The organism is Streptomyces sp. NPDC054842 (genome assembly GCF_053611025.1).
This window is the reverse complement of record NZ_JBSGZN010000003.1, coordinates 170,755-191,622: the sequence shown is the minus strand read 5'-3', so window position 1 is coordinate 191,622 and position 20,868 is coordinate 170,755. Positions and strand designations below refer to the sequence as shown.

At 70.7% G+C, this 20,868-nt stretch carries 22 protein-coding genes; 19 read left to right on the top strand and 3 right to left on the bottom strand.

The window, feature by feature from the left end; translation table 11 throughout:
- Positions 1-378: 378 nt before the first annotated feature.
- The 10 genes from secY (at position 379) to truA (ending at position 7,733) form a co-directional block, all read left to right on the top strand.
- Complete coding sequence (gene secY / locus ACWGIS_RS03915) at positions 379-1,698, top strand: preprotein translocase subunit SecY (protein WP_453360821.1); 1,320 nt, start codon at positions 379-381, stop codon at positions 1,696-1,698.
- Entirely contained in the window at positions 1,698-2,348 is a 651-nt protein-coding gene (locus ACWGIS_RS03910) for an adenylate kinase (RefSeq protein ID WP_453360820.1), read from the top strand. Before secY ends, ACWGIS_RS03910 begins: the two co-directional genes overlap by 1 nt.
- Positions 2,349-2,447: 99 nt before the next feature.
- Positions 2,448-3,284 (top strand): type I methionyl aminopeptidase, encoded by an 837-nt coding sequence (gene map, locus ACWGIS_RS03905; protein ID WP_453360819.1) that lies wholly within the window; start codon positions 2,448-2,450, stop codon positions 3,282-3,284.
- A 143-nt stretch (positions 3,285-3,427) separates the two neighbouring features.
- Positions 3,428-3,649, top strand: coding sequence for a translation initiation factor IF-1 (infA, locus tag ACWGIS_RS03900; RefSeq protein ID WP_003948620.1), 222 nt, complete (start codon positions 3,428-3,430; stop codon positions 3,647-3,649).
- Positions 3,650-3,706: 57 nt separating this feature from the next.
- A complete protein-coding gene (gene rpmJ, locus ACWGIS_RS03895; protein ID WP_003998809.1) occupies positions 3,707-3,820 on the top strand; it encodes a 50S ribosomal protein L36 in 114 nt (37 codons plus the stop codon).
- Between the two features lie 213 nt (positions 3,821-4,033).
- Complete coding sequence (gene rpsM / locus ACWGIS_RS03890; protein ID WP_121405509.1) at positions 4,034-4,414, top strand: 30S ribosomal protein S13; 381 nt, start codon at positions 4,034-4,036, stop codon at positions 4,412-4,414.
- Positions 4,415-4,513: 99 nt separating this feature from the next.
- On the top strand, positions 4,514-4,918 hold the full coding sequence (gene rpsK, locus ACWGIS_RS03885; RefSeq protein ID WP_003956432.1) for a 30S ribosomal protein S11: 405 nt from the start codon (positions 4,514-4,516) through the stop codon (positions 4,916-4,918).
- A 139-nt stretch (positions 4,919-5,057) separates the two neighbouring features.
- Positions 5,058-6,080: a DNA-directed RNA polymerase subunit alpha gene (locus tag ACWGIS_RS03880; protein WP_003966937.1), complete on the top strand. Its 1,023-nt coding sequence runs from the start codon at positions 5,058-5,060 to the stop codon at positions 6,078-6,080.
- 179 nt (positions 6,081-6,259) lie between these two features.
- The gene (gene rplQ, locus ACWGIS_RS03875; RefSeq protein ID WP_453360818.1) at positions 6,260-6,778 is read left to right on the top strand and encodes a 50S ribosomal protein L17; all 519 of its coding nucleotides are present in this window, start codon (positions 6,260-6,262) and stop codon (positions 6,776-6,778) included.
- A 91-nt stretch (positions 6,779-6,869) separates the two neighbouring features.
- Positions 6,870-7,733 (top strand): tRNA pseudouridine(38-40) synthase TruA, encoded by an 864-nt coding sequence (gene truA / locus ACWGIS_RS03870; RefSeq protein ID WP_453360817.1) that lies wholly within the window; start codon positions 6,870-6,872, stop codon positions 7,731-7,733.
- A gap of 15 nt (positions 7,734-7,748) precedes the next feature.
- On the opposite strand, the gene ACWGIS_RS03865 is transcribed toward truA, so the two are convergent.
- A complete protein-coding gene (locus ACWGIS_RS03865; protein WP_453360816.1) occupies positions 7,749-8,615 on the bottom strand; it encodes a hypothetical protein in 867 nt (288 codons plus the stop codon).
- A 74-nt stretch (positions 8,616-8,689) separates the two neighbouring features.
- Here ACWGIS_RS03865 and ACWGIS_RS03860 point away from each other — a divergent pair, with 74 nt between their 5' ends.
- The 4 genes from ACWGIS_RS03860 to glmM all read left to right on the top strand — a co-directional run bounded on the left by ACWGIS_RS03860 (position 8,690) and on the right by glmM (position 12,763).
- The gene (locus ACWGIS_RS03860; protein ID WP_453360815.1) at positions 8,690-9,901 is read left to right on the top strand and encodes a glycosyltransferase 87 family protein; all 1,212 of its coding nucleotides are present in this window, start codon (positions 8,690-8,692) and stop codon (positions 9,899-9,901) included.
- A 269-nt stretch (positions 9,902-10,170) separates the two neighbouring features.
- Positions 10,171-10,614, top strand: coding sequence for a 50S ribosomal protein L13 (rplM, locus tag ACWGIS_RS03855; RefSeq protein ID WP_010986363.1), 444 nt, complete (start codon positions 10,171-10,173; stop codon positions 10,612-10,614).
- Between the two features lie 42 nt (positions 10,615-10,656).
- Positions 10,657-11,178, top strand: coding sequence for a 30S ribosomal protein S9 (gene rpsI, locus ACWGIS_RS03850; protein WP_355780867.1), 522 nt, complete (start codon positions 10,657-10,659; stop codon positions 11,176-11,178).
- Positions 11,179-11,404: 226 nt separating this feature from the next.
- Complete coding sequence (gene glmM / locus ACWGIS_RS03845; RefSeq protein ID WP_453360814.1) at positions 11,405-12,763, top strand: phosphoglucosamine mutase; 1,359 nt, start codon at positions 11,405-11,407, stop codon at positions 12,761-12,763.
- Positions 12,764-12,774: 11 nt separating this feature from the next.
- Here the strand turns inward: glmM and ACWGIS_RS03840 are convergent, their stop codons facing one another.
- A complete protein-coding gene (locus ACWGIS_RS03840; protein WP_453360813.1) occupies positions 12,775-13,719 on the bottom strand; it encodes a DUF389 domain-containing protein in 945 nt (314 codons plus the stop codon).
- A gap of 16 nt (positions 13,720-13,735) precedes the next feature.
- Positions 13,736-14,725, bottom strand: a complete 990-nt coding sequence (coaA, locus tag ACWGIS_RS03835) for a type I pantothenate kinase (protein WP_453360812.1) — start codon at positions 14,723-14,725, stop codon at positions 13,736-13,738.
- A 170-nt stretch (positions 14,726-14,895) separates the two neighbouring features.
- On the opposite strand from coaA, the gene ACWGIS_RS03830 reads away from it, so the two are divergent.
- The 5 genes from ACWGIS_RS03830 to alr all read left to right on the top strand — a co-directional run bounded on the left by ACWGIS_RS03830 (position 14,896) and on the right by alr (position 20,777).
- A complete protein-coding gene (locus ACWGIS_RS03830) occupies positions 14,896-15,135 on the top strand; it encodes a hypothetical protein (RefSeq protein ID WP_453360811.1) in 240 nt (79 codons plus the stop codon).
- Between the two features lie 78 nt (positions 15,136-15,213).
- Positions 15,214-17,061, top strand: a complete 1,848-nt coding sequence (gene glmS / locus ACWGIS_RS03825; protein ID WP_453360810.1) for a glutamine--fructose-6-phosphate transaminase (isomerizing) — start codon at positions 15,214-15,216, stop codon at positions 17,059-17,061.
- 49 nt (positions 17,062-17,110) lie between these two features.
- Entirely contained in the window at positions 17,111-17,482 is a 372-nt protein-coding gene (locus ACWGIS_RS03820) for a holo-ACP synthase (RefSeq protein WP_453360809.1), read from the top strand.
- Positions 17,483-17,867: 385 nt separating this feature from the next.
- On the top strand, positions 17,868-19,298 hold the full coding sequence (locus ACWGIS_RS03815) for an NAD(P)H-hydrate dehydratase (RefSeq protein WP_453360808.1): 1,431 nt from the start codon (positions 17,868-17,870) through the stop codon (positions 19,296-19,298).
- A 327-nt stretch (positions 19,299-19,625) separates the two neighbouring features.
- Positions 19,626-20,777 carry an alanine racemase gene (gene alr / locus ACWGIS_RS03810; RefSeq protein WP_453360807.1) on the top strand — a complete coding sequence of 384 codons (1,152 nt, stop codon included), beginning with the start codon at positions 19,626-19,628 and terminating at the stop codon, positions 20,775-20,777.
- Positions 20,778-20,868: the final 91 nt, after the last annotated feature.

Below are 20,868 nucleotides of genomic sequence, written 5' to 3'. Positions count from 1 at the left end.
TCTCGCTGACCTGAACGACCCGACCGGGGATGCCTCTTGGAGGCATCCCCGGTCGGCGTATGTGCCATCCGCGGCGAGTTCCCCGTCCGGGTGGTTGTGAGAAAGCCGTCAGGCGCGCGGTGGTTGCGGTCCGCCGGGACCACCGCGCGTCACGGCTCACCCGGGAGCGGCGGGCCCTGTGCCGCGTCGTCCCGGGGCGGCCGAATTCCGAGTCAGAGCGTTTAGGCGGAGATCGTCGTTCCGAGAAGCCTCTGGTATCGGTAGGCTGTGCCGCTGGTGCCCAATGCGTTGCCGGGGTGCCGTAATCTCGTTTGACAGGCCATCATCCCTTTTGACCATCACCTCACGCGACGATACGCGGGGGTCGCAGGAGGCACCGTGCTCACCGCGTTCGCCCGGGCGTTCAGGACGCCCGACCTGCGCAAGAAGCTGCTCTTCACGCTCGGCATCATCGTGGTCTACCGGGTCGGTACCCACATTCCGATCCCGGGAGTCGACTACAAGAACGTCCAGACCTGTATCGATGCGGCGTCGCAAGGCGGCAGCCAGGGTCTGTTCGGTCTGGTCAACATGTTCAGCGGTGGCGCGCTGCTGCAGATCACGATCTTCGCGCTCGGCATCATGCCGTACATCACCGCGAGCATCATCCTTCAGCTGCTGACGGTGGTGATCCCGCGCCTGGAGGCCCTCAAGAAGGAGGGCCAGGCCGGCACCGCGAAGATCACGCAGTACACCCGATACCTGACGGTGGCGCTGGCCATCCTGCAGGGCACCGGCCTGGTGGCCACCGCCCGCAGCGGCGCGCTGTTCAGCACGTGCCCGGTCGCCAACGAGATCGTGCCGGACCAGTCGATCTTCGTGACCATCACCATGGTCATCACGATGACCGCCGGTACCGCCGTCGTCATGTGGCTCGGTGAGCTCATCACCGACCGCGGCATCGGCAACGGCATGTCGATCCTGATGTTCATCTCGATCGCCGCCACCTTCCCGGCCGCCCTCTGGGCGATCAAGCAGCAGGGCTCGCTGGCCGACGGCTGGATCGAGTTCGGCACCGTGATCCTGGTCGGACTGGTCATGGTCGGCCTGGTGGTCTTCGTCGAGCAGGCGCAGCGCCGCATCCCGGTCCAGTACGCGAAGCGCATGATCGGTCGCCGGTCCTACGGCGGTACGTCCACGTACATCCCGTTGAAGGTGAATCAGGCAGGTGTGATTCCTGTCATCTTCGCGTCGTCGCTGCTCTACATTCCCGCTCTGATCGCGCAGTTCTCCAACGGCAACTCCGGCTGGAAGACGTGGATCGAGCAGAATCTGACCAAGGGCGACCACCCGATTTACATCACTATGTACTTCCTTCTGATCGTTTTCTTCGCGTTCTTCTACGTGGCGATCTCGTTCAACCCCGAGGAAGTCGCGGACAACATGAAGAAGTATGGTGGCTTCATCCCGGGCATCCGGGCTGGCCGGCCGACCGCTGAGTACCTCAGCTACGTACTCAACCGGATCACCTGGCCGGGTTCGCTGTATCTGGGCCTGATCGCTCTCGTACCGACGATGGCGTTGGTTGGCTTCGGGGCAAGCCAGAACTTCCCGTTCGGTGGCACCAGCATCCTGATCATCGTGGGTGTCGGTCTCGAGACGGTGAAGCAGATCGAGAGCCAGCTTCAGCAGCGCAATTACGAAGGGTTCCTCCGCTGATGCGAATCGTCCTCGTCGGGCCGCCCGGTGCCGGCAAGGGAACGCAGGCTGCGTTCCTCGCCACGAACCTGTCGATCCCGCACATCTCGACGGGCGACCTGTTCCGCGCCAACATCAGTCGGCAGACGGAACTGGGCAAGCTCGCGAAGTCCTACATGGACGCGGGCAACCTGGTGCCGGACGAGGTCACGATCGCCATGGCGAAGGACCGCATGGAGCAGCCGGACGCCGAGAACGGCTTCCTGCTGGACGGCTTCCCGCGCAACGTGCTGCAGGCCGAGGCGCTGGACGCCATGCTCAAGGCCGAGGGCATGAAGCTGGACGCGGTCCTGGACCTGGAGGTCCCCGAGGACGAGGTGGTCAAGCGCATCGCCGGCCGCCGCGTGTGCCGCAAGGACTCGAGCCACGTGTTCCACGTGCAGTACAAGAAGCCGGCCGCCGAGGGCGTCTGCGACGTCTGCGGCGGCGAGCTGTACCAGCGCGACGACGACTCCGAGGAGACCGTCCGCAAGCGACTCGAGGTCTACCACACGCAGACCGAGCCGATCATCGACTACTACCGGGCGCAGAACCTGGTCGTCACGATCTCGGCGCTCGGCAAGGTCGAGGACGTCACCGCACGGGCGATGGACGCGCTCAAGAGCAAGTAGATGTGAACGCTGCTGCGGCCGCGGTGCCCTCGACGGGCGTCGCGGCCGTAGTGTTGTGTACGTAACGGATGTCGCAGAAGACGGAGGGCGCAGGCCGCCATGGTGCAGATCAAGACCCCCGAGCAGATCGCCAAGATGCGTGAGGCGGGCCTGGTCGTCGCCGCCATCCATGCGGCCACCCGCGAGGCGGCGGTGCCCGGCGCCACCACGAAGGACCTGGACGAGGTCGCCCGCAAGGTCCTGGAGGAGCACGGCGCCAAGTCGAACTTCCTCGGGTACGGCGGCTTCCCCGCGACGATCTGCACCTCGGTCAACGAGGTCGTCGTCCACGGCATCCCGGACGAGAAGACCGTCCTCAAGGACGGCGACATCATCTCTATCGACGCCGGCGCCATCGTCGACGGCTGGCACGGCGACGCCGCGTACACCGCGTTCGTGGGCTCCGGGCACGCCCCGGAGCTGGTGGAGCTCTCCCGGGTGACCGAGGAGTCGATGTGGGCGGGCATCGCGGCCATGAAGCTCGGCAACCGCCTGGTCGACGTCTCCCGCGCCATCGAGACGTACATCCGCCGGCAGCCGAAGCCCGGCGGCGGCAAGTACGGGATCGTCGAGGACTACGGCGGCCACGGCATCGGCACCGAGATGCACATGGACCCGCACCTGCTGAACTACGTCGAGCGCCGGCGCGGCAAGGGTCCCAAGCTCGTCCCCGGTTTCTGCCTGGCGATCGAGCCGATGGTGTCGCTGGGCACCCCGCGGACCGAGGTGCTTGAGGACGACTGGACGGTCATCACGACCGACGGCACCTGGTCCTCGCACTGGGAGCACTCCGTCGCGCTGACCGAGGAGGGCCCGCTGGTGCTCACCGCTCCCGACGGCGGCCGGGCGAAGCTCGCCGAGCTCGGCGTGACAGCTGCTCCCGATCCCCTTGCTTAAAGATCACCCCTGTGGGGCAAACTTCCTCGATTCGTCTTTCCGGGTGCGCTGACGTAGACTGACTCGTCGGCTCTCGTGCACCCGCATGCCTGCATGCGCTCACCACGCGAGCCGATCAAGGTAGTCGATTCGAAGGGCGAAGCGTGGCCAAGAAGCAAGGTGCCATCGAGATCGAGGGCACTGTCGTCGAGTCTCTTCCGAACGCCATGTTCAAGGTCGAGCTCCAGAACGGCCACCAGGTCCTGGCACACATCAGCGGCAAGATGCGTATGCACTACATCCGCATCCTCCCTGACGACCGGGTCGTGGTGGAGCTGTCTCCGTACGACCTGACGCGTGGCCGGATCGTCTACCGGTACAAGTAGATCTTGCCTGTGCCCCGTGTCCGCGGGGCGGTGGCACTGACCCGGAGAACCTCACCAATGAAGGTCAAGCCGAGCGTCAAGAAGATCTGCGACAAGTGCAGGGTGATCCGCCGTCACGGCCGGGTCATGGTCATCTGCGAAAACCCGCGCCACAAGCAGCGCCAGGGCTGACGCACGACCGCACCTTCTGCATCCGCAGATACTTCGCGCGACGCAAGCAGTACATGTTCATACGCAGAGCCCAGGGCCCGAGTCTCAACGGGACCCTGACACCCCCGGTCGGAGGCCGGGGACCCGGGCCGTACCGACTCTTCCCGAGGGAGGACGACGGCGGGCGGGATCCGGTTCTGCGGAAGACCTCCGAACGACAACTGGAGCCATTGAATGGCACGCGTTTCCGGTGTTGACATCCCGCGCGACAAGCGCGTGGAGGTCGCCCTCACCTACGTGTTCGGCATCGGCCGGACCCTCTCGCAGAAGACGCTGGCCGAGACCGGCGTCAACCCGAACACCCGCGTTCGCGACCTCTCCGAGGAGGAGCTGGTCAAGATCCGCGAGTTCGTGGACAACAACATCAAGACCGAGGGTGACCTCCGTCGTGAGGTTCAGGCCGACATCCGCCGCAAGGTCGAGATCGGCTGCTACCAGGGTCTGCGCCACCGTCGTGGCCTGCCCGTCCACGGTCAGCGCACCAGCACGAACGCCCGTACCCGCAAGGGCCCGCGTCGCGCCATCGCCGGCAAGAAGAAGCCGGGCAAGAAGTAGTCCTCAGCGGACGCTGCGGAGCGTCCGGGTGCGTCCCGGACGCCCGCATTCCAGCGGTCTTCGCTGTAGGACCGACCACCTCCCGTAGGAGAACAAGACATGCCCCCCAAGGGACGTCAGGGCGCCGCCAAGAAGGTGCGCCGCAAGGAAAAGAAGAACGTCGCTCACGGCCACGCGCACATCAAGAGCACGTTCAACAACACGATCGTCTCCATCACGGACCCCTCGGGCAACGTGATCTCCTGGGCCTCCGCCGGCCACGTCGGCTTCAAGGGCTCGCGCAAGTCCACCCCCTTCGCCGCGCAGATGGCCGCCGAGTCGGCCGCCCGCCGCGCGCAGGAGCACGGCATGCGCAAGGTCGACGTCTTCGTCAAGGGTCCCGGCTCCGGCCGTGAGACCGCGATCCGCTCCCTCCAGGCCACCGGCCTCGAGGTCGGCTCGATCCAGGACGTCACCCCCACCCCGCACAACGGCTGCCGTCCGCCCAAGCGCCGCCGCGTCTGAGGCTCGGTCGTCTTGAGGATTCGGGCGGTACGGCTCTTCGGCCGTGCCGCCCGTACCCTTGCAGTAACCGCACCGTCGAACGTGCGGACCGTCGGACGTCAAATAGCGGGCGTCCACGAAAGAAGGATCTGATTCACACATGCTGATCGCTCAGCGCCCCTCGTTGACCGAAGAGGTCGTCGACGAATTCCGCTCCCGGTTCGTGATCGAGCCGCTGGAGCCGGGCTTCGGCTACACCCTCGGCAACTCCCTGCGCCGTACGCTCCTCTCCTCGATCCCGGGTGCGGCGGTCACGTCCATCCGCATCGACGGTGTCCTGCACGAGTTCACCACCGTGCCGGGCGTCAAGGAGGACGTCACCGACCTGATCCTCAACATCAAGCAGCTGGTCGTCTCCTCGGAGCACGACGAGCCGGTCGTGATGTACCTGCGCAAGCAGGGCCCGGGTCTGGTCACCGCCGCCGACATCGCGCCCCCGGCCGGTGTCGAGGTCCACAACCCCGACCTCGTCCTCGCCACGCTCAACGGCAAGGGCAAGCTGGAGATGGAGCTGACCGTCGAGCGCGGTCGCGGCTACGTCTCCGCCGTCCAGAACAAGCAGGTCGGTCAGGAGATCGGGCGCATCCCGGTCGACTCGATCTACTCGCCGGTTCTCAAGGTCACGTACAAGGTCGAGGCGACCCGTGTCGAGCAGCGCACCGACTTCGACAAGCTGATCGTCGACGTCGAGACCAAGCAGGCCATGCGTCCCCGTGACGCCATGGCGTCGGCCGGAAAGACCCTGGTCGAGCTGTTCGGTCTGGCCCGCGAGCTCAACATCGACGCCGAGGGCATCGACATGGGCCCGTCCCCCACGGACGCCGCCCTGGCCGCCGATCTCGCCCTGCCGATCGAGGAGCTGGAGCTCACCGTTCGGTCGTACAACTGCCTCAAGCGCGAGGGCATCCACTCCGTGGGTGAGCTCGTCGCCCGCTCCGAGGCCGACCTCCTGGACATCCGCAACTTCGGTGCGAAGTCCATCGACGAGGTCAAGGCCAAGCTCGCCGGCATGGGCCTGGCCCTCAAGGACAGCCCGCCCGGATTCGACCCGACCGCCGCCGCCGACGCCTTCGGCGCCGACGACGACGCGGACGCCGGATTCGTCGAGACCGAGCAGTACTGACGGCTCGGACCCGACGGTCCGTACCCGGTGCGGGTGCGCTGTGGCAGTACGCGCGGCTCCCCGCACCTCCTCCGGGGCGCCTCCTCCGAGGCCGCCCCGGATCTTCGACAGGCGATCGCCTGCTCGGACACTGACCTCGGTACCTGATACGGCCGGGGCAGACACCTAGGAGAAACACCATGCCGAAGCCCACCAAGGGTGCCCGTCTGGGCGGCAGCGCCGCGCACGAGAAGCTGCTCCTCGCGAACCTCGCGAAGTCGCTCTTCGAGCACGGCCGCATCACGACCACCGAGGCGAAGGCCCGTCGCCTGCGCCCGTACGCGGAGCGTCTGGTCACCAAGGCGAAGAAGGGTGACCTTCACAACCGCCGCCAGGTGCTCTCGGTGATCACGGACAAGAGCATCGTGCACACGCTCTTCACCGAGATCGGCCCGCGCTACGAGAACCGCCCGGGTGGCTACACCCGTATCACCAAGATCGGTAACCGCCGTGGCGACAACGCGCCCATGGCCGTCATCGAGCTGGTGGAGGCCCTGACCGTGGCCCAGGAGGCCACCGGTGAGGCCGAGGCGGCGACCAAGCGTGCCGTCAAGGAGGACGCGGTCAAGAAGGACGAGGCCCCGGCCACGTCCGACGAGACCGTCGAGGACGCCAAGCCGGCCGACGAGGCCGCCGCCGAGGAGTCCAAGGACGCCTGAGGCTCAGCCTGGCTGTGAGCGGGTCCGTCCCTTCGGGGGCGGGCCCGCTTCCCTGTGTCCGGACAGGATCCGGCCCTGAGAGGATCAGCGAGTGAGTGACGAAGTACAGCCCGGGTTCGTACGGGTGCGGCTGGATCTGTCGTACGACGGCAGCGCCTTCTCCGGCTGGGCCAAGCAGGCCAGCGGCCGGCGGACCGTGCAGGGCGAGATCGAGGACGCCCTGCGCACGGTCACGCGGTCGGGGGAGACCACGTACGAGCTGACCGTGGCCGGGCGGACGGACGCCGGGGTGCACGCCCGCGGACAGGTGGCGCACGTCGACCTGCCCGGGGAGCTGTGGGAGGAGCACCGCGAGAAGCTCCTCAAGCGGCTCGCGGGGCGGCTCTCCAAGGACGTCCGGGTGTGGTCCCTGACCGAGGCGCCGAGCGGCTTCAACGCCCGTTTCTCGGCGGTCTGGCGGCGCTACGCGTACCGGGTCACCGACAACCCCGGGGGCGTCGACCCGCTGCTGCGGGGACACGTGCTGTGGCACGACTGGCCGCTGGACGTCGACGCCATGAACGAGGCCGCCGCCCGGCTCGTCGGTGAGCACGACTTCGCCGCCTACTGCAAGAAGCGGGAGGGCGCGACCACCATCCGTACGCTGCAGGAGCTGAGCCTGGTGCGCGACGAGGACGGGGTCATCACGGCGACCGTCCGGGCCGACGCGTTCTGCCACAACATGGTGCGCTCGCTGATCGGGGCGCTGCTGTTCGTGGGGGACGGGCACCGCGGGCCCGAGTGGCCGGGGAAGGTGCTGGCCGCCGGTGTGCGGGACTCCGCCGTGCACGTCGTACGGCCGCACGGGCTGACGCTGGAGGAGGTCGGCTACCCGGCCGACGAGCTGCTCGCCGCGCGCAGCAAGGAGGCCCGCAACCGCCGTACGCTGCCGGGCGGCGGGCCGGGCTGCTGCTGAACTCCCGCCGCCCCGCTACCGGTTGGCCGCCGCGGACGCCTGGGCCTCACCGCGGCGCCGGATCTGACGGAACGTGAACTCCGCGAGGTCGTCGCCGGTCGTGAAGACCTTGGCGTCCTTCGTGGTCACGTCCTTGCCGTCGGTGAACCCGGCGAGGGTGAAGTAGGCATAGCGCCCGAAGGAGTTGGTGGTCGAGCGGCAGATCGCCGTGCGGCAGAACGTGGGGACGCCCTGGCCGGACAGGGAGGCGACGATGCTCTTCTTGTCCGCGTCGGTCTTGGCCTTGGCCGCCTGCGCCTCGGTGTCGAAGACGGCGACCCCGACGGTCACCGCGACGCCGTCCTTGGCGTAGGTGACCCGCAGGACGCGCGTGCAGCCGTTCTTCGTGAGCACCGCGGGGAGGGTGTTCTGGGCGGCGGACGCGCAGTTCGTCGTGGAGGCGGTCGGGCCCTTGCGGTAGACGCGCTCGCCCATCGTCAGCTGCGAGCCGGGGAAGAGGATGTCCGGGCTGAGTGGCGCGGTGTCCTTCTTCGCGCTGGATATGAAGTCCTTCGGATCCAGCGGGGGAGGGGCCGAGGTCGGCTCGAACGAGGGCGTCGGCTCGGCGGTGCCGCTCGGGATGTCCGCGGTGGCGGGCAGCCCGCTGGGCGACTGCGAGGCACTGCTGTCGCCGTCCGAGGAGACGATGGCCACCGCGACCGCGGCGCCCACCGCGACGGTGGCCAGGGCCGCGCCGCCGACGAGCAGCAGCCTGCGGCGTCGGTTGCGCGACTCGGACGCCTCGGCGAGTGCGGCCCAGTCGGGCGTCGAGTTGTCCCACTGCGGCTGCTGAGAACCCGGTTTCCAGGGATCCCACGGGGGCTCCCCCTGCCCATAACTCATGGGCCGCATCTTAGACGTGCCGCGGGGGGTGCCGTTCCGCCCCGGAGGGCACCCGAGCCCCTAGCGTGACCTGAATGCACACGGGCAAAAGTGACATCTCCGGGTGGTTGGTGCACAGGGCGTCCTGGCACGCGTGGGCGGTGCTCGCGGCGGTGCTCGGCGCGGGCGTGCTGGGGGTCGTGCGGCGGCGGCCGGACGGCGGGATGGACAACGCCATCGTCGTACGGGCCGCGCGCACCTGGCTGGACGGCGGTTCGCCGTACGCCGACCCGCACTTCCTCTATCTCCCGAGCGCGGTCCTCGCCGCGGTGCCGCAGGCGCTGCTCCCGGCGCGGGTGCTGGCGGTGCTGGTCCCGCTGGTGGTCACCGCGCTGCTGGCGGCGGGGTGGGCGTGCGCCCTGCGGATCCACGGGGTGCCGTTGCGCAGCCGTTTCGCCGTGCTCGGCCTGACGGCCCTCGCGGTGGGCTTCGCGCCGTTCGGGCACCTGGTGCGGCTCGGGAACTGGACGGTGACGGCGGCCGCGGCGCTGCCGCTGGCGCTGCTGTGCGCGGTGCGCGGGCGGTGGGTGGCGGCGGGTGCGGTGATCGGGGCGGCGGTGGCGCTGAAGCCGCTGCTCGCGCCGGTGGCCCTGCTGTTCGTCTTCGCCGGGCGATGGCGGGCGCTGGCCGCGGCGGTGCTGGTGCCTGCGGTGCTCTCCGGCGGAGCGGCGCTGCTGATGCCGGACCCGGCGGGCTTCTTCACCCGGACGCTGCCGTTCCTGCTGGGCGGGGGCGACGACTTCGTACGGCTCTACGAGGCGTCGCCCGGGGCGGTGCTGCCGCGGCTCGGGGTGCCGGCCGGGGTCGCGGCGCTGCTGGGGCCGGCGGCGGCGGCCTGCGGCACCTGGTGCGCGTACCGGCGGTGGCGGCTCGGTGACGCGGGGCCGCTGCGGATGGTGGAGACGGCGGTGCTGCTGATGCTGTCGGCGTTCCTGGTCTCGCGGCCGTCCTACGACCACTATCTGCTGGTCGTGGTGCCGCTGCTGCTGGCGGGGGCGCTGTCGGCCGGGTCGGTGGCGCGCGGGCCCTGGTTCTGGCTGGCGCTGGTGCCGCAGCTCCCCGGCGTCGTCTGGCCCCACCTGGAGCCGGAGACCAGGCGGGCCTTCAAGGACTGCCTCACGCTGTGCGTGCTGGCCGCCTCGGTGGCCGTGCGGCCGGAGCTCCTCCCACGGACCCCGGCCGGGCGCCCGGCGACGCGGGTCGGCGCGGTCCGCCCCGCGCGGCGGGAGGACTGTCCGCAGCGGTAGCGTCATAGTGGCCGGCACGGTCGCGGCGACAGCCGCCGGACGGGTGGTGCACGCGCGTTTTGACCCGTCCGGGGCAGGACGGTACTCTTGCAGTTCGTTATGTGTATTGGCTTGCTCATTCTCACGTGAGGGGCCCTTACACCGGTCCACCGGGCCGATGACCAGCGACCAGCACGCGGTTTGCGTCACCGCAGTGCGGTCAGGGCTGTCGTGATCGTCCGTGGTGGCCATGTCAGGACCCACTCACTGAAGAAGCGAAGGCTACGACCGTGCGTACGTACAGCCCCAAGCCCGGCGACATCACTCGCCAGTGGTACGTCATCGACGCCCAGGATGTCGTCCTGGGCCGTCTGGCGACCACCGCCGCGAACATCCTGCGGGGCAAGCACAAGCCGATCTACGCGCCCCACGTCGACGCTGGTGACTTCGTCATCATCATCAACGCCGACAAGGTGCACCTCTCCGGCAACAAGAAGACCCAGAAGCTGGCGTACCGCCACTCCGGTTACCCGGGTGGTCTGCGCTCCGTCCGTTACGACGAGCTGCTGGCGAAGAACCCCGAGAAGGCCGTCGAGAAGGCCATCAAGGGCATGATCCCCAAGAACACCCTGGGCCGTCAGGTGCTCTCGAAGCTGAAGGTCTACTCGGGCGACCAGCACCCCCACGCTGCCCAGCAGCCGGTGCCGTTCGAGATCACCCAGGTCGCGCAGTAGTTCCGGCCACCCCCTAAGACTGAAGAGAATCTGAGGAGAATCGTGGCCGAGACCACTGTTGAGCAGCCGGTCGAAGAGACTGAGCTCGTCGACGTCGAGAACTACACCACCGAGTCCGAGGTCCCCGTCGAGGGCGAGTACACCTCCGAGTCGATGGCGTCCCGCTTCGGTGACCCGCAGCCGGCCGCCGGCCTGGGCCGCCGCAAGAACGCCATCGCGCGTGTGCGCATCGTGCCGGGCAGCGGCAAGTGGAAGGTCAACGGGCGCACGCTCGAGGACTACTTCCCGAACAAGGTCCACCAGCAGGAAGTCAACGAGCCCTTCAAGGTGCTCGAGCTCGACGGCCGCTACGACGTCATCGCCCGCATCTCGGGTGGCGGCGTCTCCGGTCAGGCCGGTGCCCTGCGCCTCGGCGTGGCCCGCGCGCTGAACGAGGCGGACGTGGACAACAACCGCCCGGCGCTGAAGAAGGCCGGTTACCTCAAGCGTGACGACCGTGCGGTCGAGCGCAAGAAGGCCGGTCTCAAGAAGGCCCGCAAGGCCCCGCAGTACAGCAAGCGTTAATCGCTGCCTGCTTCGTACGTTCGTTCGCCCCGGCGGCACGCTGTGTGCCGCCGGGGCGTTCGTTTATCACAGCCGTGGGCGTATAACGGCATAAGGCGTTCAAAGCTTTGGCTGCTCGGATGCTTATAGAAGCCTCATAACGGCTTCCCTTACTTTCTGAGTCCTCGTCAGGGTCGAGGGTCTCGGACGGTTTCTTCGGGATTTCCGATAGTTCGGAGGACAGCAAGTGGGACGACTCTTCGGCACGGACGGCGTGCGCGGTGTCGCCAATGCGGATCTGACGGCCGAGTTGGCACTCGGTCTCTCCGTCGCGGCGGCTCACGTACTGGCCGAGGCGGGTACGTTCGAGGGCCACCGGCCGGTGGCGATCGTCGGGCGGGACCCGCGCGCGTCCGGGGAGTTCCTGGAGGCCGCCGTGGTCGCGGGCCTGGCCAGCGCGGGCGTGGACGTCCTGCGGGTCGGTGTGCTGCCCACCCCCGCGGTGGCGTATCTCACCGGCGCGCTCGGCGCCGACCTCGGCGTGATGCTCTCGGCGAGCCACAACGCGATGCCCGACAACGGCGTCAAGTTCTTCGCCCGCGGCGGGCACAAACTCGCCGACGAGCTGGAGGACCGGATCGAGGCCGTCTACGAGGAGCACCGCACCGGCGCTCCCTGGGACCGCCCGACCGGCGCCGGCGTCGGCCGGGTGTCGTCGTACGAGGAGGGCTTCGACAAGTACGTCGCCCACCTGATCAGCGTGCTCCCGAACCGGCTCGACGGGCTGAAGGTCGTCCTGGACGAGGCGCACGGCGCCGCGGCCCGGGTGTCGCCGGAGGCCTTCACGCGCGCCGGTGCGGAGATCGTGACGATCGGCGCGGAGCCGGACGGCCTCAACATCAACGACGGCTGCGGCTCCACCCACCTGGACCTGCTGAAGGCCGCCGTCCTGGAGCACGGCGCCCACCTGGGCATCGCGCACGACGGTGACGCCGACCGCTGCCTCGCCGTGGACCACACCGGCGCGGAGGTCGACGGCGACCAGATCCTCGCCGTGCTCGCGCTCGCGATGCGGGAGCGCTCGGCCCTGCGGTCCGACACCGTGGTCGCGACGGTCATGTCGAACCTGGGCTTCACGCTCGCCATGGAACGCGAGGGGGTCTCCCTGGTGCAGACGGCGGTCGGCGACCGCTACGTCCTGGAGGAGATGAAGCGGCACGACTACGCCCTGGGCGGCGAGCAGTCGGGCCACGTCATCATCCTCGACCACGCGACCACCGGCGACGGCACGCTGACCGGGCTGCTGCTGGCCGCGCGGGTCGCCGAGACCGGCCGTACGCTCCGGGACCTCGCGTCCGTCATGGAGCGGCTGCCGCAGGTGCTCGTCAACGTGCCGGACGTCGACAAGTCACGCGTGAACACCTCCGCCGAGCTGGCCGCCGCCGTCACCGAGGCCGAGCGCGAACTCGGCTCCACCGGGCGGGTGCTGCTCCGCTCGTCCGGCACCGAGCCGCTGGTGCGCGTGATGGTCGAGGCCGCCGACATCGACCACGCCCGGTCCGTCGCCGGACGCCTCGCCGACGCGGTGAAGTCCGCGCTCGGCTAGGACACGACCTCTCAGCCGATCGACGCCGGCTCCCGCTCACGCTGCCTGGCCCAGAACCACTTCTGGGCCAGCAGCGTGAGCGTGCCGGCCACCACGATGCCGAACAGGTTCAGCAGCAGCTGCTCCGTCGATCCCCAGGTCTGGCCGGTGTCCCCGTAGCTCAGCGCCACGGCCGCGTTCGCCGCTGCCGGGACGGTCGTCACGGAGATGGCGACGCCGACCAGGGCGCCGGACTTCGCGGACGTCAGCGAGAGCGTGCCGGCCGCCCCGGCGAGGACCGCCACGACGAACGAGAACCAGTCGGGGGCGTACACGAAGCCGGTGTTGGGCCGCTTGCCCTCCAACTGCGCCTCGGTGAACAGGCCGACGGCGTCCATGAAGTGGCTGAAGCCCACCGTCACCGCCATCGCCACCGCGAACCCGACCAGCAGCGCGACCAGCGAACGCAGCGCCAGACGCGGGGTGCGCTGCACGATCGCGGTGCAGATGCCGGCCAGCGGCCCGAACTCCGGGCCCACCGCCATGGCGCCCACGATGAGGATCGCGTTGTCCAGCACGACACCGCAGGACGCGATCATCGTCGCCAGCGTGATGAACGCGACGTAGGTGACCGACAGCGTCGACTCCTCGTGCGTCGCGTCGGTCAGGTGCTCCCACAGCACCGCGTCGGCGCCCTCGCCCGGAGCCTCGTCCTCCGCCTTGTCGGCGCGCTTGGACAGCGACAGGTCGATGTTCTCCACCGCGATGGAACCGCTCCGGTCGAGGCCCAGCCCCTGGAGCGCGCTGAGCAGTCCGTCACCGGCCTCGCGCGCCACGTCGCACAGCACCACGTCCCCGGCGGGGTTGCGCGCGGCGCCGGGCACCACGACGAGATGCGTGGTGCCGACCGTCCGCTCGATGAGCCGGACCACGTCGTCGGTCGCGTCGGAGGGCGTGATCAGGCGCAGATGCAGCATGGCGGCAGCGTAACGGTCAGAGTTTGCGCAGACTCAGGCGCTGCACCTTGTGGTCCGGGCCCTTGCGGACGACGAGGGTGGCGCGGCCCCGCGTGGGCGCCACGTTCTCCAGCAGGTTGGGCTTGTTGATGGTCCGCCAGGTCGTGCGCGCGTAGTCGAGGGCCTCCTCCTCCGAGACCTGGGTGTACTTGCGGAAGTACGAGGAGGGGTTCTGGAAGGCGGTCGCGCGCAGCTTGCGGAAGCGGTTGAGGTACCAGCGCTCGATGTCCTCGGCACGCGCGTCCACGTACACGCTGAAGTCGAAGTAGTCGGCGAGTCCGACGCGGGTGCGGCCGTCCTTGCCGGGGAGGGCGGGCTGCAGCACGTTCAGGCCCTCGACGATGAGGATGTCGGGGCGTCGGACCGTCAGCTTCTGGTCCGGCACGATGTCGTAGATGAGGTGCGAGTAGACGGGCGCGGTGACCTCGGCCTTGCCGGCCTTGATGTCGGCGACGAAGCGGGTCAGGGCGCGCCGGTCGTAGGACTCCGGGAAGCCCTTGCGGGACATCAGGCCGCGCGCCTGGAGCTCCTTCGTGGGGAGCAGGAACCCGTCCGTGGTCACCAGCTCGACCCGCGGGTGCTCGGGCCAGCGGGACAGCAGCGCCTGGAGGAGACGCGCCACCGTGGACTTGCCGACCGCGACGGACCCCGCGACGCCTATGACGAAGGGCGTGCCGGACTGGGAGCCCTGCTCGCCGAGGAACGTGTTGAGGGCGCCGCGCAGCCCGTCGGTGGCCCCGACGTACAGGTTGAGGAGTCGGGACAGCGGGAGGTAGATGTCCCGGACCTCGTCCAGGTCGATGACGTCGCCCAGACCGCGCAGCTTCTCGACCTCCTCGGCGTTCAGCGGGAGCGGCGTCTTCTCACGCAGCACACTCCACTCGGCACGGGTGAGGTCGACGTAGGGAGTCGCCTCCGGCCTGGGCCGGTGGGCGCTCCGCGGCGACGCGGGGACCGGAGAGATCACAGTCCATTGTTACGGGCATTTGAACGGGGCGTGAGGTGGGATCCGTCACGCACTCCCGGGTGACTGCCCTGTCCCAGGTCTGGACCGGAGCCGTCCGCGGGGATAGGTTCCCGCCATCCGGGAGGCAGAGCCGCCCTCCGGAAGCGCGGGGGTTGGGAGTGGCGAACGCCATGCACATCCGTGATTTCGCACGCCGCAGGACCGCGCCGCCCGCCACTACGGCGGCGTCCGCCGATCTCGCCGGGCGCGTGTGGAGCGAACTGGCCGTCGACCTGCCCGACGAGGACCTGGGCGAGGACCTCGGCGACTGTCTCGCCCTGTACGAGCTGGGCAGCAAACCGCGCTGCGAGGAGGTCGAGTACCTGGGGATGGTCCAGGACGCGATCGAACGGATCGAGCGCGGGGACTGACCCGGCCGGGGCCGCAATCTCCGATATCGGGCACGCGCTGCCGGGCCGGGACCGGGGCGGGCCCTTAGGCTGCCAGCCATGTGCGGAATCGTGGGATACGTGGGGTCGCAGTCGGCACTCGATGTGGTGGTGGCCGGCCTGAAGCGGCTGGAGTACCGGGGATACGACTCGGCGGGCGTCGCCGTGCTCGCGGACGGCGGGCTCGCCGCCGCGAAGCGGGCCGGGAAGCTGGTCAACCTGGAGAAGGAGCTGGTCGACCGGCCGCTGCCGAGCGGTTCGACCGGCATCGGGCACACCCGCTGGGCCACGCACGGCGGCCCCACGGACGCGAACGCCCACCCTCACCTGGACAACGCCGGCCGCGTCGCGGTCGTGCACAACGGCATCATCGAGAACTTCGCCGCGCTGCGCGCCGAGCTGGCCGAGCGCGGGCACGACCTGACCTCGGAGACGGACACCGAGGTGGTGGCGCACCTGCTCGCCGAGGAGTTCTCCTCGTGCGCCGACCTCGCGGAGGCGATGCGGCTGGTGTGCCGCCGGCTGGAGGGCGCGTTCACGCTGGTCGCGGTGCACGCGGACGAGCCGGACGTGGTCGTCGGGGCGCGGCGGAACTCGCCCCTCGTGGTGGGCGTGGGGGAGGGCGAGGCGTTCCTCGCCTCGGACGTCGCCGCGTTCATCGCCCACACCCGGTCGGCGATCGAGCTGGGCCAGGACCAGGTGGTGGAGCTGCGCCGGGACGGGGTGACGGTCACCGGCTTCGACGGCAGTACCGCCGACGTGCGGTCGTACCACGTCGACTGGGACGCCTCGGCGGCCGAGAAGGGCGGCTACGACTACTTCATGCTCAAGGAGATCGCCGAGCAGCCCAAGGCGGTCGCCGACACCCTGCTGGGGCGCATCGACGGGTCCGGTTCGCTGTCGCTGGACGAGGTGCGGATCCCCGCCTCGGTGCTGCGCGAGATCGACAAGGTCGTCATCGTGGCCTGCGGTACCGCCTTCCACGCGGGGCTGATCGCCAAGTACGCCATCGAGCACTGGACCCGGGTGCCCTGCGAGGTGGAGCTGGCCAGCGAGTTCCGCTACCGCGACCCGATCCTCGACCCGCGGTCCCTCGTGATCGCCATCTCGCAGTCCGGCGAGACCATGGACACCCTGATGGCGCTGCGGCACGCCCGTGAGCAGGGGTCGCGGGTGCTGGCGATCTGCAACACCAACGGGTCGACGATCCCGCGGGAGTCGGACGCGGTGCTCTACACGCACGCGGGCCCCGAGGTCGCCGTCGCCTCCACGAAGGCGTTCCTCACCCAGCTCGTGGCCTGCTACCTGGTGGCGCTGTACCTCGGCCAGGTGCGCGGCACCAAGTGGGGCGACGAGATCCGCGCGGTGGTCCGGGACCTGGCGGAGATCGCCCGTTCGGTGGAACGGGTGCTGGAGACCATGGAGCCGGTGCGGGAGCTCGCCCGTTCGCTCGCCGACAAGAACACGGTGCTGTTCCTGGGCCGGCACGTCGGATACCCGGTGGCACTCGAAGGCGCCCTGAAGCTGAAGGAGCTGGCGTACATGCACGCCGAGGGCTTCGCGGCGGGCGAGCTGAAGCACGGGCCGATCGCGCTGATCGAGGAGGACCTGCCGGTCGTCGTGGTCGTCCCCTCGCCGCGCGGCCGCTCGGTCCTGCACGACAAGATCGTCTCCAACATCCAGGAGATCCGGGCGCGGGGGGCGCGCACGATCGTGATCGCGGAGGAGGGGGACGAGGCGGTGGTGCCGTACGCGGACCATCTGATCCGGGTCCCGGTCACCCCGACCCTGCTCCAGCCGCTGGTGACGACGGTCCCGCTCCAGGTGTTCGCCTGCGAGCTGGCCACGGCCCGCGGCAACGAGGTCGACCAGCCCCGCAACCTCGCCAAGTCCGTGACGGTGGAGTGACGCGGGGCCCGCGGGCGGCGCCGGTGCCCCGCGCCTTAGGGTGCGGGGCATGAGCATCATCGGGGTCGGCATCGACGTGGCCGAGATCGACCGGTTCCGGGTGTCGCTTGAGCGGACGCCCGGACTGGCCGAACGGCTGTTCCTGGAACGGGAGCTGCTCCTGCCGAGCGGTGAGCGCCGGGGCATCGCGTCCCTGGCGGCGCGCTTCGCGGCGAAGGAGGCGCTCGCCAAGGCGCTGGGCGCCCCGGCGGGCCTGCACTGGACGGACGCCGAGGTCTACGTCGAGGACAGCGGCCGGCCGCGACTGCGGGTGACGGGGACGGTGGCGGCATGGGCGGCCGAACTGGGCGTCCGGTCCTGGCATGTGTCGCTGAGTCACGACGCGGGCGTGGCGTCGGCGGTGGTGGTGGCGGAGGGATAGCCGGCAGGGCGGCACCGCTCCGGCGGGGCGTCATCGTGCCGGTTCCCCGTCCGGGGGTCCGGACTCCAGCGGTGCCTGCTGATGGGGCGGGTCGCGTGCGGCGGTGGGGCGTGGTGGTGCCGGGCTGCGTGCGGCGGTGGGGCGTGGGGATGCCGGGCTGCGTACGGCGGTGAGTTGTCGTGGTCGGCCGGGTCGCGTACGTCGGCCGGGCGGGGCAGGGGCGCGCACCGCGGTGCGACGTGGGGGTGCCGGGTCGCGCACGGCGATGGGTCCGGTAGTGGTGTGGGCCCTGTACGGCGGTGGGTTGTGGCCGGTGGCCTGGTCTGCGTACGCCGGCCGGGCGGGGCAGGGCGCGGGGGCGACGGCGGTACGGGACACTCGACGTATGCGTACTGCGTACAGCGTGGAGACCGTGCGGACTGCTGAGCGGGAGCTGATGGCGCGGCTCCCGGAAGGAGCGTTGATGCAGCGCGCGGCGGCCGGACTCGCCGCCGCCTGCGCTCAGTTGCTGGGGCGGGTGTACGGCAGCCGGATCGTGCTGCTGGTCGGGAGCGGGGACAACGGCGGGGACGCCCTGTACGCGGGGGCCCGGCTCGCCCGCCGCGGCGCCGGTGTCACCGCCGTGCTGACGGCACCCGGACGCACCCACGCGGACGGCCTGACGGCGTTGCGGCGCGCGGGCGGCGGCACGGTCGCCCCCGGTGCCGCCGAACCGCTGATCCGGCGGGCCGACCTGGTGGTCGACGGCATCGTCGGCATCGGCGGCAGGGGCGGTCTCCGGGACGAGGCCGCCGTGCTGGCCGAACACGCCGCGAGGTCCCGGGCGGCCGTCGTCGCCGTGGACCTGCCGAGCGGGGTCGAGGCCGACACCGGCGAGCTGTCCGGGGCGGCCGTGCGCGCCGACCTGACGGTGACCTTCGGGACCCACAAGGCCGCCCTGCTGGTCGATCCGGCGCGCGAGTACGCCGGTTCCGTACGGCTCGTCGACATCGGGCTCGACCTGCCCGTCACGCCCGAACTGGAGGCGTTGCAGCACGCGGACGTGGCGGCCCTGCTGCCCGCGCCCTCCGCGGAGAGCGACAAGTACCGGCGCGGTGTCGTGGGCATCGCCGCCGGCTCCGCGCGCTATCCGGGCGCCGCCGTGCTGGCCGTGGCCGGCGCGCTGCGGGGCGGCGCGGGGGCCGTTCGGTACGTCGGGGCGGCCGGGGACGCCGTGATCGCCCGGTTCCCCGAGACGCTGGTGTCCGACCGGGGGCCCCGGCAGGCCGGCCGGGTCCAGGCCTGGGTGGTGGGCCCCGGCGCCGGGGACGACGCGTCCGCGGTGACCGAGGTGCTCGCGGCGGACGTGCCCGTGCTGATCGACGCGGACGGGCTGCGGCTCGCCGACCGCGAGGCCGTACGGGGGCGTACGGCGCCCACCCTGCTGACCCCGCACGCCGGGGAGGCCGCCGCGCTGCTCGGGGTCGCCCGCGAGGAGGTCGAGCGGTCCCGGCTGACCTCGGTGCGGGAACTCGCCGGGCTCTACGGGGCGACGGTGCTGCTCAAGGGGTCGACGACGCTGGTCGCCGACGCGGCGGGCGGGGCGGTGCGGGTGAACGCCACGGGGACGTCGTGGCTGGCCACCGCCGGGAGCGGGGACGTGCTGTCGGGGCTGGCCGGGTCGTTGCTCGCGTCGGGGCTCTCCGCGGTGGACGCGGGGAGTGTCGCCGCGTATCTGCACGGGCTGGCGGGGAGGTTCGCCTCCGGCGGGGCTCCCGCGGGGGCGCACGATGTCGCCGACGCGATTCCGGACGCGTGGCGGGACGTACGGGGCTAGCCGCCCGCCTTGCCGGGGGTCCCTTCGCCCGAGGTGGGTGAAGGTCCCCCGGGGTGGGCGAAGGTGCCCGAGCGTCGGGCGAGTTTCCCCCGGTGAACGGGGCCGGGACAGGGTGTCTCGCCCCCTCCGCCCCTTCCCTTCCCGTCCCCGCGGGCTGCGCCCCCGGACCCCCCTGTCGCGCTGCGCGCTCGTCCTCAAACGCCGGATGGGCTGACAGCCGCCCCCGCGGGCTCTTGGCATGCGCTCGTCCTCGAACCGGACCGGCTGAACCACGCTCGTCGGGGCTGCGGCAGCGGTGGGGGTCGGCTCTGAGACACTGGGGGCGCCATGACTGAGACAGCACATCTGCGCGCCCGCGCCGAGATCGACCTGGCCGCACTGCGGGCCAACGTGCGGACCCTGCGCGCCCACGCGCCCGGCGCGGCCCTCATGGCCGTCGTCAAGTCGGACGCGTACGGCCACGGGGCGGTGCGCTGTGCCCGGGCCGCGTCCGAGGCGGGGGCCGACTGGCTCGGCACCGCCACGCCGGAGGAGGCGCTGGCGCTGCGCGCGGCCGGGCTGGACGGGCGCATCATGTGCTGGCTGTGGACTCCCGGCGGGCCCTGGCGGCAGGCGGTGGAGGCCGGGATCGACGTGTCGGTGAGCGCGATGTGGGCGTTGCGGGAGGTCGTCGAGGCCGCCCGGGACGCGGGTGCCGCCGCACGCGTGCAGCTGAAGGCCGACACGGGCCTCGGCCGCAACGGCTGCCAGCCCGCCGACTGGCCCGAACTGGTCGCCGAGGCGCTGCGGGCCGAGCGGGCGGGCCTCGTCCGGATCACCGGGCTCTGGTCCCACTTCGCCCGCGCCGACGAACCGGGCCACCCCTCGATCGAGGCCCAGCTCACCCTTTTCCGCGAGATGGTGGCGTACGCGGAGGAGCGCGGCGCCGACCCCGAGGTGCGGCACATCGCCAACTCGCCGGCGACGCTGACGCTGCCCGAGAGCCACTTCGACCTCGTCCGCACCGGGATCGCGGTGTACGGGATCTCGCCCAGCCCCGAGATCGGTACGCCCGCCGACTTCGGACTGCGTCCGGTGATGACGCTCAGCGCGTCGCTCGCGCTGGTGAAGCACGTACCGGGCGGTCACGGCGTCAGCTACGGGCACCACTACGTCACCCCGGGCGAGACGACCCTCGGTCTCGTGCCCGTCGGCTACGCGGACGGCATCCCGCGCCACGCCTCGGGCACCGGTCCCGTGCTGGTCGGCGGGAAGTGGCGGACGGTCGCCGGCCGGGTCGCGATGGACCAGTTCGCCGTCGACCTCGGCGGGGACGAGCCGCCGGCCGGTGCCGAGGCGGTGCTGTTCGGCCCGGGCGACCGCGGTGAACCGACCGCCGAGGACTGGGCGCAGGCGGCCGGCACGATCGCGTACGAGATCGTCACCCGCATCGGAACCCGCGTCCCGCGCGTCTACGTCGGAGAAGGACCGAACGCCTGACGCGGCCGCCCGGGGACCGGGCGGCGACAAATGAACAAGGTGAAGTCCGGACAGCCGCGGGTAACCGGCATACGGTGACGGTCACCTGCGC